Consider the following 13322-nt stretch of genomic DNA (forward strand, 5'->3'; position numbering starts at 1 on the left):
GCCCCGCCGGATTAGGGTGCTCACCGTCTCGTACGTTAGGGGGACTGGGGGAACCGGGCCGGCCAGATTTAGGGTCCCGATGCGGGAGCGATCTCTGGTACGAACGTAGGAGCCCACGGGGTGTCGCCGGGGGTGGGTCGCCGCACGGTGCCGACACCGTCGCCACCGGCCGGCCAACTCACGGTGAAGGAAGATTGCGGATGCCGTACGTCCTGGGGATCGACATCGGAAGCACCACCACCGCGGCCAGCGTGGCCCGGCGACGGGGTGCGACCTGGGCGCGACCCGAGGTGGTCACGCTGGACGGCGGGTCGGTGACCGTACCGTCGGTGTTGCACCTGGCAGCCGACGGGACGCTGGTGGTCGGTGAGCCCCCCGTCGAGGACGGAAGCCGGACGGCCCGCGGGTTCGTCCGCCGGGTCGGCGACGACGTTCCCCTGCTGCTCGGCGGCGAGGCCTGCCCGCCGGAAATGCTGACCGCGCTGCTGGCGGCCTGGGTGGTGGAACGGGTCCTCGACCGGGAGGGTGAGCCCGCCGAGGCCGTCGTGCTCAGCCACCCCGCAAACTGGGGGCGGCACCGGCGCGAGCTGCTGCACGAGGCGCTGTGGCAGTTCGGCCTGGGCAACGTGACGCTGCTGCCCCGTACGGTTACGGTGGCGGAGAGCCACGCGGCGCGCGGTTTCCCGGGCAGCGCGGCGGCCGTCTACGCCCTGGGCGGCAATTCCTTCGAGGCGGCCCTGGTCCGCCGCACCCCCCGCGGCACGTACGAGACGTTCGGCCTGCCGCAGGGGCTGGACTGGCTCGGCGGCGCGGACTTCGACGAGGCGCTGGCCGAGCACGTGCGTACCGTGCTCGCCCGGGAACTCGCCGCGGCCGGGCCTCGGCAGACGCACGCCACGCTGCGCGCGCTGCTGCCCGAGTGCGACCGGGCCAAGCGGGAACTGACCGTCGGCACGGAGACCGACGTGCTGCTGACCCTGCCGACCGGGCCGGTCCGGGTGCCGGTGAGCCGGGTGCGGTTCGAGGACATGATCCGGCCGGCCGTGCAGGCGACCGTCGACCTGCTGACCCGGACCGTCCACTCCGCCGGGTTGCTGCCGGCGCAGCTCGACGGCGTCCTGCTCGCCGGCGGCTCCACCCGGATCCCGCTGGTCGTCGAGCTGCTCGCCGCGGCCTTCCCGGTACCGGTGGAGGTGGAGCCCGATCCGCAGCTGACCGCCGCCACCGGCGCGGCGCTGGCCGCCTGCCAGGTGGTGTCGCCACGCCCGCGCCGGCCGGAGCCGGACCGCGGGCCCGCCCCGGCCGTCGAAACCGGACGGGCCGCCGCGCCGGCCGTCACGGCGCAGCGTGGCCCCGACCACGACCGTTCCGCCCGTAGCGAGCCACCACCCCGTCCCCCGGTCCGGATCACCCCGCTGGAACTGCCGCGGGCCTCCCGCCTGGTGCTGGCCCGCGGCCGGGGACGTGAAGGATGACCACCATGATCATGAGCGGCGTGGCCGGGTCCCGGCTGGTGCTGGACCGGGGGCCGCAGGCCCTGCTCGACGCGGTCGCGGCCGATCCGGACGCGCCGCTCGCGCTCGGCGTGACCGGGCCCGGTGGCCACGGCCGCAGCGCGTACCTCCAGGAGCTGGCCCGCGTCCACCGGCGGGCCGGGAGCACCGTGCTGGAGGGCGTCCCCGACCGTCCCGAGGAGATCGAGCCGGACGCCGTGCTGGTGGTCGACGACGCCCACCTGCTCGACGACGCCCGGCTCCGGGCGCTGCGCGAACTGGTGGTCACCCGCCGGCACCGCCTCGCCGTCGGCTACCGGCCGTGGCCCCGGCCGGCGGCGCTGGTCGAGCTGGCCGACGCGCTCCGACGGGACGGGCACCTGGTGCTGCTCACCCCGTTCACCCGGGAGCGGACCGCCGCCTACCTCAGCGCGGTGCCGGAGGTCGGCCGGCGGCCCGACCTGGTCGACTTCGTGCACGGGCAGACCGCCGGCGTTCCCCGCGACGTCGAGCGGCTGGTCCGCGGCCTGCGGGGGACGGAGATCCCGCCGGGCGTCCCGACCGAGCCGCCCCGGCAGGCCGTCCTTGAGTTCGGACCGGACCTGGAGGACCTGGCGCCCGACGTCCGCCGGCTCCTGCTCGCCGTCGCCGCCGGCGTACCGCTGCCGGTGGACCTGCTCGGGGCGCTGCTCGACCGGGAGCCGGGTGACGTGGACGAGCTGATCGCCGCGACCCGGGCGGCCGGCCTGCTCGGCGCGGACGGCCGGCTCGCCCCGATCGTGCGGCGCGCGGTGACCGCGCTGAGCCCGGCCGCCGACCGCGGCGCGGTGTGGCGCCGGCTCACCGAGCTGCAGCTCGCCCGGGGTGGGCCGGTGCTTCCGCTGGTCCGCTCGCTGTACGCGGCGCACGTGGCCGCCGACTGTCCGGCACCGACACTGGAGGCCGCGGCGGAGGAGGCGCTGGCCGGCGAGCCGGCCCTCGCGGCGGAGCTGTTCGCGGCGGCCACGGCCGCCGGGCGGCCGGCCGCGGTCCGACATGCCGTGGCCGCGGCCCTGGCCGGCGATCTGGACACCGCCCTCCGGCTGGCCGACCGACTCCTCGCCACGGCCGCCCCGGCCGACCGGGCGGAGGCGGCGGCGGTCGCCGCGACCGCGCTGGCGCACCGTGGTCAGGTCGGTCGCAGCGTCGAGCTGTACCGATGGTCGGGTACCGCCTCGGCGGAGTCCTTCGCCGCCGTCGGCGCGCTCGCGGCCGGCCGCGCCGCCGACGTGGCGACCCCGTCCGGGGACGACCGGGCGGGCGGACCACCCACCCTGCACGCCAGCGCCGCCCGGCTGATGGCCGAAGGAGTCCGGGACAGCCTCGCCGGCCCACCGACCGCCGCGCTCTCCACCCTCGTGCAGGCGGCCGCACTGCTGGAGCCGGCCGGCCGGGCGGCGCTCCTGCCGGACAGCCCGGCGGCGCTCGCCGCGTTGACCGGCCTGCACTGCGGCGAACTGGACATCGCCGAGCGGGTGCTCGACCGCGCCGCCACCAGCGGGACGGGCGGCCCCCTGATGGCCCGCCGCCACCGGTTGCTGCAGGCGTGGATCGCGATGGTCCGGGGCCGTACCGTCGTCGCGGCCGACCACCTCGCGGCGGTGACCGGCGACGGCCGGCCGATCGAGTCCCGGGACCTGCTCTTCGCCTCCGCGCTGGAGCTGGGGATCGCCCGGCGCAACAGCGACCTCGGCGCGCTCCAGCGCAGCTGGGGGCACGCGCTGGAGGCCGTCGTCCGCCACCCCGTCGACCTGTTCACGCTGCTGCCGCTGGGCGAGCTGGCCATCGCCGGCGCCCGGCTGGGCGACCTCGGCCGGCTGGAGCCGTACCTGCGGGAGGCACGCCTGCTGCTGGCCCGGCTCGGCGACCCGCCGCTGTGGAGCACGCCCCTGCACTGGAGCGGACTGCACGCGGCGATCCTGGCCGAGGAGCCGGCGGCAGCCGACGACCACGTGGCCGCCCTGGTCGCCGCCGCAGACCACAACCGGTACGCGGCCGTGGTCGCCGCGGCCGCCGCCGCCTGGGTGGACGTGCTGCGCGGAATGGTCGACCCGGTCCGGGTGGAGGCCGCCGCCCGCGGCCTGCACGACGCCGGCCTGTGCTGGGACGGCGCCCGCCTCGCCGGGCAGGCGGCGATCCGCACCTCGGACCGGCGGGCGATGACCACGCTGCTCGACTGCGCCCGCATGCTGCAGGGTCGGCCGGCGGGGGCCAAGGCCGGGCAACAGCCCGCGTCCGTCGACGCCCTCGCCGGTCCGGCTCCGCACCGGCTCAGCGACCGGGAGCGGGAGGTCGCCGAGCTGGTGCTGGCCGGGTTGACCTACCGGGAGATCGGAGACCGGCTCTTCATCTCCGCCAAGACCGTCGAGCACCACGTCGCCCGGATGCGCTCCCGGCTCGACTGCGCCAACCGGACGGAGCTGCTGGCCCTGCTGCGGACGATCCTGGCCGACCGGTCGCGCCAGGTGGCCGGGCAGCCCTGGCCGGAACGGTCCGGGTCGTGAGCCGGACCCAGACCGGCGGCCACGGCATGCGGACCCGGCTCGTCGCGCTGGCAGTCGTCCTGATCACGCTCTGGTCGTACGCGGCGTATCTGACCGGCCGGGACGCGGCCGACCTGCTCCGGGTACGGGCGCTGGCCCAGACCCTCGGCCAACCCACCGACCGGCTGATCCTCGAACTTCAGGTCGAGCGCCGGCTCACCGCCCGGGCGGTCGCCGGGGGCGGGCGGGCGGGTTCCGCGCTGGCCGGGGCACGCGACGGCACCGACCGTGCGGTCGCCGGGCTGCGCGCCTCCGTCGCCGACGGCCTCGGGCTGCTCACCGGCGGCGGCCGGGAGCGGGCCGACGAACTCATCCGGCAGCTGGGTGGGTTGGCCGGCCTGCGGGCGGTGGCCGACACCGGCCGGGCCGACGCGGTCGCCGGCTACGACCGCCTGATCGACACCGCCTTCACCGTGTACGGCCCGGAATGGAGCGTGCGGGACAGCGAGCCGGCCGCCGAGACCCGGGCGATCGTCGCGCTGGCCCGGGCCCGGGAGCTGCTCGCCCGGGAGGACACCCTGCTCACCGCCGCGCTGGCCGGCGACCGGATCACCGCCGACGACCGGCGCCGCCTCGCCGCGCTGGTCGCCAACCAGCGGTACGCCCGCGGCGAGGCCGTCGCCGGACTGCCGGCGGCCGACCGGAACGGCTACCAGGCGCTGGTGGACGGCACCCGCTTCACCGGCCTGCTGTCCCTGGAGGACGCGCTGCTCCGCGCCGACGACGGCCAGCCGGTGGTCACCGAGGAGGACTGGCGCGCCACGGCGGACGCGGCCCTGACCGGGCTGCACGAGTTCGTGCGGGCCACCGCCCGGGACAGTGCCGAGCGGGCCACGCCGGACGCGGCTCTGGTGGTCGTCCGCACCGGCGCCGTGCTGGGGCTCGGCCTGATCGCGGTGCTCGCCCTGCTCCTCACCTGGACCGGCGCCGTCCGCCGGCTCATCGGGCGGCCGGACTCCGCTACGCTGCCGGCCGGACCCGACCTGACCGAGCCCGCCACCCGGGAGCTGTTCCTGCGGCTCACCCAGCGCAACCAGGTCCTGCTGCGCGACCAGCTCACCCTGCTCGACGCGATGGAGCGGCGGGAGTCCTCGGCGGAGGAGACCGCCGACCTGTTCCAGCTCGACCACCTCGCCGCCCGGCTCCGGCGAAACGTCGAGAAGCTGATCATCCTCGGCGGCGCGACGCCGGCCCGGCGTTGGCGGCGGCCGGTGCCGCTGCTCGAGGTGGCGCGCGGCGCGATGGCCGAGGTCGCGGACTACCGGCGGGTGCTCGTCGCACCGCACTGGCCCTGGTCACTCACCGGACCCGCCGTCACTCCGGTCGTCCACCTGCTGGCCGAGCTGATCGAGAACGCACTGCGGTGCTCACCGGCGGACACCACGGTGCGGGTCGCCGGTGAGCCCGAGGCGGAGGGCTGCGCCATCGTGGTCACCGACGACGGACCGGGCCTGAGCGTGAGCGACCTGGCCGAGGCGAACGAACTGCTTGCCGACCCGCCCGCCGACGGCCCGCCCGTCGGCCGGGCCGGGCTGCACGCCGCCGCGCTGCTCGCCGCGCGCTGCGGCGCCCAGGTCTCGCTGCGTTCCGGCTCGCGCGGCGGAACGGCGGCGGTCGTGCTGCTCCCCGCCGGCCTGGTCACGCCGACCACGCCGCAGCAGGCAACCGCCGGGCCGCACCCCGCTTCGGTGCGGGAGCCAGGTGAGAACGGCGACGAACTGCCGGTGCCGGCCCACGGTGGACCACCGCCGTCCCGGCCCGACATCGCCGACCCCACGCAGATGCCCACCACGACCGCAGCAGAGGACGGCAGATGATCCCCCAAAATGGCGCCCCGGACGACCTGGAACGGCCCTGGACGGCGACGAGCGGAGACACAAATGCCGACCGCCGGCGACCCTGACGAGGCCTGGTACGACGACGACACCGGGCTCCTGGCCCGGCCGTACGTGGTGACCCGTGCGGCCGGCGTGGACGACGCCGGGCGTCTCGACCTCATCACCGTGGTCGTGGCCCGGGCCGCGGCTCCCGCGGCCACGCCGCTCTTTCCCGAGCAGGCGCGAATCCTCGAGCTGTGCCGACATCCACTGTCGGTGGCGGAGGTCGGCGCGCAACTGGACCTGCCGCTGGGTACGGTTCGGGTACTGCTCGGTGAGCTGCTGGACGCCGGGCTGATCGAGACGCACGTGTCGCCGACGCTGTCCGAGCTGCCGTCCCGGGAGCTACTCGAAGCGATGCTCACCGGGCTCCAGGCGCTGTGACCGACGGCGTGGGCCGGGGACGCGCGCACGGTGAGGGATCTGAGGGAGAAGAGCACGTGCCGTCATCACCGCCCCAGCCACGGCGGACCGTAGCGGTCATCCTGCTCGACCGGACCGTGGCCCTGGCCGGGCACGCGCGGCGCGCCATCGGCGGCCTCGGGGCCTCGTCCCGGCGTACCCGGGTCCTGCTGGCCGCCACGCTGGTGGTCCTGGTCGCGACGACGGCCTCGGTCGTCCTGGTCCTGCGGACGCCGGAGCGGCTGGCCCCGGTGGCCCTCGACCCGCCGCCGGACGTCGCCCTGCCCACGGACCCTGCGGTCAGTGGGCCCGACCCGCAGGCCAGGCCGGCCGCCTCCAGCCCGGCGGCGGCGAGGCGGACGACGACCGCGGCCGGCCCGCCGGTCGGCGCGGCGGCCCCGCCGGCGACGGCACCGTCCGGGCGAACCCCGTCAGCGGCGGCGGGGTCGAGCACCTCGGCCGCGTTGCGCGCCGCCTTCGCCATCGAGGAGCGCGCCCTGCTCAGCTACGGCGCCGAGGTGACCATCAGCAACGCCGGTCGGACGAGGGTGACGAACTGGACCCTGGTCATCACCCTGCCTCGGGAATCCCTCGAGATCTCCTCGGTCACCGGCGCCCGAGCCACCCGCGCGGGCGCGACCTGGACCTTCGTGCCGGACGAGACGACCGCAGAGGTGGCGGCCGGCAGCTCCGTCCAGGTCACCTTCCGGGTCAGCGGCGCGCCGATCAGCTCGACTCCCACGGCCTGCACCATCGACGGCGCGGCCTGCACCGGCCTGCCCGACTGACGGTTGCCGGCCACGGGCTGGTGACATCAGCGGCGGGCCGCCCCCGGACGGGTGACGCCGACCGAGCAGACAGCAGTGCGGCGTGATCGCTGGCTAAGCTCAGCGACGTTGCGTCCCGGCGACGGAACACCAGCTGACCGCTCCGCTCGCACGGTAGCCGCTTGCCTGTGATCCGGCTGCACGGCGGCGACAGCCGCCGTCGATTCCTCTGGTGGATGCGGAGGGCGTCTGATGGACCCGGGCATGTTCCCGGCTCCGCTCTGGGCCTGGGCCGCGATCGGGGCCGTCATCGCCGTCATGCTCGCGGTGGACATGCTCTCCCACCGCGACAACCACGTGATCGAGCTGCGGGAAGCGCTGATCTGGAGCGCCGTCTGGATCGCCGCCGGGCTGGCCTTCGGCCTGATCGTCTGGGTGGGGTGGGGCGGCGAGCCGGCGGTCGCGTACTACTCCGGCTACCTGCTGGAGAAGGCGCTCTCCATCGACAACGTCTTCGTCTTCGCGCTGCTGTTCGGCTACTTCCGGGTGCCCGAGGGATACCAGCACAAGGTGTTGTTCTGGGGTGTGATCGGCGCGCTCGCGTTCCGACTGGTCTTCATCTTCGCCGGAGCGGAACTGCTGCACCGGTTGGCCTTCGCCGGGTTCGTGCTCGGGGCGTTCCTGATCTGGACCGGGTGGCGCCTGGCGGTGCGGGGCGAGCCCGACGTCGACCCCGACCGCAACGTCGTGGTCCGGTTCTTCCGACGGGTGGTGCCGACCGAGCAGCGGTACCACGGCGGCCGGTTCACCGTCCGGGTCGACGGCCGGCGGCATGCAACGCTGCTGCTGGTGGCGCTGGTGGCGATCGAGGCGACCGACGTGGTGTTCGCGATCGACTCCGTGGCGGCGATCCTGGCCATCACCACCAACACCTTCCTGGTCTGGACGGCGACGGCGTTCGCCGTGCTGGGGCTGCGCAGCCTCTACTTCTGTCTGGCCGGACTGCTGCGGCACTTCGGGCACCTGCGCTACGGGCTGGCGGTGCTGCTGGCGTTCGCCGGGGCGAAGCTGATCCTGGCCGAGACGCCGGTGGGCGCGCTGCCGCTCTGGCTCACCCTGCTGGTGGTGGTGGTGACCCTGTCGGTTTCGATCGGCTGGAGCGTGCTGTCGGCCCGCCGGGACCGGCGCCGCCACGCCGCCGGCTGAGGAGCTGGGCGTCACCTGGCGTAATAGAAGTCGGCGGCCTCCCCGGCCCGCGCCGGCGCCTTGATCTGCTGGGCCTTCCCGTGGCCGCTCATCATGGTGGTCATCGTCAGCTTCGGGCCCGCACCGGGCGTGAGCTCCGCCCTGATCGAGGTGACCCAGCCCCGGTCGTCGGTCGTGATCGTGAACGGCGACAGGGGCATACCGATCGAGACGATGCTCGGCGCGCCCACGGGCAGAAACGACTCCACGTCCTCACCGTCCGGGTCGAAGCGGCCGGTCCAGGAGTGCGGGCCGGTCAGCTGCGCCGAGGTGATCGTGGAGGTGAACGTCTTCAGGCCGGTCGGGTCGGCCCAGTCGAAGCGCAGGAAGGGGTCGTCCCGCTTCACCCGCTTCAGGTCGACGTGCACCCAGTCCTTCTCGTCGGACGGCCGTACGTAGCTGTCGGTCCCGATCACGATCCGGCTACCCTGTGCGGTGGTTCATGGTGATTCCCGCGTGGTGGCCGGCCGGGTGGCCGGAACGAGGGCACGATAGCGAGCGATCGGTGCCGGTAATGCCCCCCGGCCCGGGTCGTACTCAATCGGCCGCCTGCTCCGCGAGCCAGTCGTCGAAGGTCGTGGCTGCTATCCGGGCATCCGGTCCCGGCAGTAGCACGTTTCCTGCCATGTCCGCGCCGAGGATCGCCTCCCAGGTGGGGACGATCTTCAGGTCACGTCCCACCGCCTGATGGGTCCGGCGCGCCATGTCCACGAGGTCGTGACGATCGGGGCCGGCCACACCAGGATGGCGTCCCTGCGGTGAGCCACCTGCGGCCACCGTCAGGAATTCGGCGACGTCAGCCGGCGCGATCGGCTGGACGAGCAGTGGCGCGAGGTAGGCGGTGCCATCCCGTTCGGTCCATCCGGCCACCGTGGCGGCGAAGTCGAAGAACTGGGTGGCGGGCACGATGGTCCACGGCACCGGTCCGGTGGACACCAGGCGCTCCTGCTCGCGCTTGCCCGAATAGTGCGCGGTGCCCGCGATGCGGTGCACCTCGACGATCGAGAGCAACACGTGGTGTCGCACCCCCGCCTGCTGCTCCGCTCGCAGCAGGTTCTGCGTGGTGGTGGCGAAGTACCTCGCCGTGGCTTCGCGGTCGGCAGGTGGCGCGCTGATCGCGTCGACGACGACGTCGACGCCGCTCAGGGCCTCGTCCAGCCCCCGTCCGGTCAGCAGGTCGACGCCGTGCGACCGGCTGATGGGTACCGGGTCGTGCCCGTGACGTTGCAGGGCCGTCACGGTGAGGGACCCGATGTTGCCGGATGCGCCGGCGACCGCCACCCGCATGGTGCGCTCCTGTCTCAGACCCGGTGCGAGGCGCAGCGGACGGGACAACCAGACACGGGATCGCCGCCGTACCCGACGACCCAGGACATGGCCGGCTCGCCCGACCGCACCCGCTTGCCGAGCGGGCTCGATGCGATGACAGCGCGGTGGTCGCCGGCCTCGCCTGAGCTACAGGGTAGGGGCGGTCGAGGTGCCGCGTGGCGCGAACCAGGACGCCCGCGGATCGGGGCAGGAAGTGACCCAGGTCACACCGGATGAACTTTCATCCGCCGGTCACGTCCGGAGCACTCGGATACCTCTCGCGTTTCTCCAGGGAGAATGATGCGCTCAATTCGCAAGATATCGGCGCTGGCACTGCTGGTGCTCGGCGTCTCGGCGGCGGCTCCGGGGGGTGTGCCGGCATCGGCGCAGCCCGGGGCCGCGAAGCCGACGACCACACCCAAGGTCGCGGCCGAGCCCCGGACGGTCACTCTGCTCACCGGCGACACCGTCCACCTCGGCACCGTGAACGGCCAGACGACTGTCGACGTGGTGCCGGGCAAGGGACGGGAACGGATTCCGTTTTTCACCCACAGCGCCGGCAAGGACGTGCGGGTCATCCCCGCGGACGCCGTCGGCCTGCTCAACCGGGGCAAGCTCGACACGCGGCTCTTCGACATCTCGAAGCTGGTCGAGTTCGGCTACGACGACACCCGGGCCACCCTGCCGCTCATCGTCCAACACGGCAGCGGCACCGCCGCCGGCCTCACCGGCGCCCGCACCACCCGGCAGCTCTCCGGGGCGAGCGCTGTCGCGGAGAGCCGCGCGGACGCGGTGTCCTTCTGGAACACCGTCACGTTCGCCGGGAGTGGCACCGAGCGGCAGCTGCGGGCCGGGTTCGACAAGATCTGGCTCGACGGGCTGCGCCAGCCCACCCTCGATGTCAGCGTCCCGCTGACCGGCGCGCCGCAGGCCTGGCAGTCCGGCTGGACGGGAACGGGGGTGAAGGTCGGCGTCATCGACACCGGCGTCGACCAGACCCACCCCGACCTGGCCGGCCGCGTCGCCGCTGCGGAGAACTTCACCGCCGAACCGGACGCCCTCGACCGGGTCGGCCACGGCACCCACGTCGCCTCCACCATCGCCGGCAGCGCGGCCGCCTCGCAGGGCCGGCATAAGGGCGTGGCGCCCGGTGCGACCCTCTACAGCGCCAAGGTCTGCATGGCGGAGGGCTGCCCGGAGTCGGCGATCCTGGCCGGCATGACCTGGGCGGCGGAGCAGGGCGTCAAGGTCGTCAACATGAGCCTCGGCGGCCCGGACAGCCCGGGGACCGACCCGATCGAGGCGGCCCTGACCGACCTCACTTCCCGCCACGGGGTGCTCTTCGTCGTCTCCGCGGGCAACAGCGGCGAGGCCGGCGAGTCCACGGTGAGCTCGCCCGGCGGTGTGGCCGAGGCGCTGACCGTGGGCGCCGTGACCAAGACGGGCGAGCTGGCCGAGTTCTCGAGCCGGGGGCCGCGCGCGGGCGATGCCGGCATCAAGCCGGACATCACCGCGCCCGGCGTCGGCATCGTCGCCGCCCGCAGCTCGACCTCCGACCTCTGGCCGAACGACGAGAACCCGCAGTACGCCAGCCTCAACGGCACCTCGATGGCGGCTCCGCACGTGGCCGGCGCGGCGGCGATCCTGGCCCAGCAGCACCCGGACTGGACGCCTGACCGGATCAAGTCCACGCTGATGGCGGCCGCGCAGCCGAACGCCGGCATCGGTGTCTACGAGCAGGGCGCCGGCTTCCTCGACGTCGCCCGGGCCATCCAGCAGACCGTCACGGCGAGCCCGGTCAGCGTCGCCTTCGAGCGGACCACCGTTGCGCAGCAGCACACGATCACGTACGCGAACAGCGGCTCTTCCGCCCTCACCCTGGCCGTCTCCCTCGACGCCAAGGACGCCGAGGGCGCACCGGCGCCGGCCGGCCTGTTCAGCCTCAGCGCCTCCTCGGTGACGGTCCCGGCCGGCGGTACGGCCACCGTGACCGTCACCGTGCAGGCCGGCGCCGACCTGCCCGACCACTACTTCGGCGGTGAGGTGACCGCCACCGGCGGCGGCGCGCAGGTGCAGACCCCGGTCGCGCTCGACGTCGCCCGCCACGATCTGGCCCTCAAGCTCATCGGGCCGGACGGTGGAGCGCCCACGCCCGAGCAGGGCTGGGTGACCGTCCTGACCGACCTGGACCGGCAGACCATCCAGGTGTTCGGCGACCTCGCGACCACCGGGTACCGGGTCCGCGCGGGCCGCTACCTGGTCCAGACCTACCTGGTGAGCGGCGACGACGTCATCACGCTGGTACGCCCGAGCCTCGACCTGACCACGGACCAGGCGCTCACCATGGACGCCCGCATGGCGAGGCCGATCGCGGTGTCGGTGCCGAATTCGAAGGCCACCGCGGTCCACCAGGAGTTCGGCTGGACGATCCGGACCGAGGAGCCGCAGATCTGGGGCAGCAACGACCTGTACGGCGTGCTGATGAACATCCCCTTCGACCACCTGCGGACCGCACAGATCGGGGCCGGCGAGACGCCCGGCTTCGTCTCCTACGTCAACGGCATGTGGGGCCAGGTGACCCCGGAGTTCACCCTGCACAACAGCCCGTACGCCTACCGGGTCTACCTGTACGAGCCGAAGAAGATGATGACCGGGCTGACCCGCAAGCTGCGCGCGGGCGACTTCGCCACGGTCCGCTCCCAGATCAGCGCGGACGTGGCCGGCGTGCCGGTTGCGCGGACCGCGGTCGCGCACGCGCCCGGCAACTCGCCGATCTACCGCGACGAGCGCAACATCCCGCCGAGCTTCACGTACGACGCGCCGAGCACCATCACCGAGTACTACAACCAGGACAAGCAGGCGGTGTGGAAGTCGACCTCGGCCCAGCTGAGGTACACGTACTACGAGTCGCCGTGGACCAGCTTCCGGCCCGGGCGCACGTACACGGTGAAGTGGGCCAACGCGGTGGCCGGGCCGGTCTTCCCGGAGCCGAACTTCGGCCAGCAGTTCGCCACCCGCTACTGGGGCGACCTGATCGGCGGGCCGGGGCCGCTGCACGGCGACGGCACCGGGCACATGGGCTTCCGGCATGTGCGCGGCGGCAGCGTGGAGGTCAACCTCTACCGCAACGGGGTCAAGGTCGGCGACGCGAACCAGACGCCCTGGGTGTGGAACGTGCCGGCGGAGACGGGTGACTACCGGCTGGCGGCGACGTTCCGCAGCGACCCGGCGTTCACCCTGTCGACGGTGGTCGACGCGGAGTGGACCTTCAAGTCCGGGCACGTGGGCGACGGCGAACTGGTGAAGCTGCCGATGACGGCGATCCGGTACACCCCGGAGCTCGACATCGACAACCGGGCGCCGGCCGGCCGGATGTTCGCGATCCCGGTCTCGCTCGACCGTCAGGTCGGGGCGGCGCCGGGCCAGACCACGGCGCTGACCGTGGAGGCGTCCTTCGACGACGGCAAGACCTGGCAGGAGCTGACCGTGCGGCGGTCCGGCGAGAAGGCGGTCGCCTGGGTGCGCAACCCGGCCGGCACCGGCTTCGTCTCGCTGCGCGCCGCTGCGACGGACACCAGCGGTAACACGGTCAAGCAGACCGTCATCCGCGCCTACCGGTACTGAGAACGGCCCCCGGACGCGGCGCCC

The 13322-nt window shown here is 74.1% G+C and carries 9 protein-coding genes; 7 read left to right on the forward strand and 2 right to left on the reverse strand.

Translation table 11 applies throughout. The annotated features are described in order from the left end of the window. Nucleotides 1–200 precede the first annotated feature (200 nt). From ACTMS9_RS17285 to ACTMS9_RS17310, 6 genes are all read left to right on the forward strand, one after another. Nucleotides 201–1475 carry an Hsp70 family protein gene (locus ACTMS9_RS17285; RefSeq protein WP_441147735.1) on the forward strand — a complete coding sequence of 425 codons (1275 nt, stop codon included), beginning with the start codon at nt 201–203 and terminating at the stop codon, nt 1473–1475. After that, nucleotides 1472–4036 carry a LuxR C-terminal-related transcriptional regulator gene (locus tag ACTMS9_RS17290; protein WP_441165451.1) on the forward strand — a complete coding sequence of 855 codons (2565 nt, stop codon included), beginning with the start codon at nt 1472–1474 and terminating at the stop codon, nt 4034–4036. Before ACTMS9_RS17285 ends, ACTMS9_RS17290 begins: the two co-directional genes overlap by 4 nt. Then, on the forward strand, nt 4033–5892 hold the full coding sequence (locus ACTMS9_RS17295; protein ID WP_441147731.1) for a nitrate- and nitrite sensing domain-containing protein: 1860 nt from the start codon (nt 4033–4035) through the stop codon (nt 5890–5892). Before ACTMS9_RS17290 ends, ACTMS9_RS17295 begins: the two co-directional genes overlap by 4 nt. Nucleotides 5893–5955: 63 nt before the next feature. Then, nucleotides 5956–6336, forward strand: coding sequence for a DUF742 domain-containing protein (locus ACTMS9_RS17300; protein WP_441147729.1), 381 nt, complete (start codon nt 5956–5958; stop codon nt 6334–6336). A 56-nt stretch (nt 6337–6392) separates the two neighbouring features. Beyond that, a complete protein-coding gene (locus ACTMS9_RS17305; RefSeq protein WP_441147727.1) occupies nt 6393–7142 on the forward strand; it encodes a cellulose binding domain-containing protein in 750 nt (249 codons plus the stop codon). Between the two features lie 243 nt (nt 7143–7385). Beyond that, nucleotides 7386–8327 carry a TerC/Alx family metal homeostasis membrane protein gene (locus tag ACTMS9_RS17310; RefSeq protein ID WP_441147725.1) on the forward strand — a complete coding sequence of 314 codons (942 nt, stop codon included), beginning with the start codon at nt 7386–7388 and terminating at the stop codon, nt 8325–8327. Nucleotides 8328–8338: 11 nt separating this feature from the next. On the opposite strand, the gene ACTMS9_RS17315 is transcribed toward ACTMS9_RS17310, so the two are convergent. Together ACTMS9_RS17315 and ACTMS9_RS17320 are read right to left on the reverse strand one after the other, a co-directional pair. Then, nucleotides 8339–8782 (reverse strand): hypothetical protein, encoded by a 444-nt coding sequence (locus ACTMS9_RS17315; RefSeq protein ID WP_441165452.1) that lies wholly within the window; start codon nt 8780–8782, stop codon nt 8339–8341. Between the two features lie 121 nt (nt 8783–8903). Beyond that, nucleotides 8904–9653 (reverse strand): SDR family oxidoreductase, encoded by a 750-nt coding sequence (locus ACTMS9_RS17320; RefSeq protein ID WP_441165453.1) that lies wholly within the window; start codon nt 9651–9653, stop codon nt 8904–8906. 321 nt (nt 9654–9974) lie between these two features. Between ACTMS9_RS17320 and ACTMS9_RS17325 the strand changes: the two genes are divergently transcribed. After that, the gene (locus ACTMS9_RS17325; RefSeq protein ID WP_441165454.1) at nt 9975–13298 is read left to right on the forward strand and encodes a S8 family serine peptidase; all 3324 of its coding nucleotides are present in this window, start codon (nt 9975–9977) and stop codon (nt 13296–13298) included. Nucleotides 13299–13322 lie beyond the last annotated feature (24 nt).

The organism is Micromonospora sp. L31 (genome assembly GCF_052068075.1).
Lineage (GTDB): Bacteria > Actinomycetota > Actinomycetes > Mycobacteriales > Micromonosporaceae > Micromonospora > Micromonospora purpureochromogenes.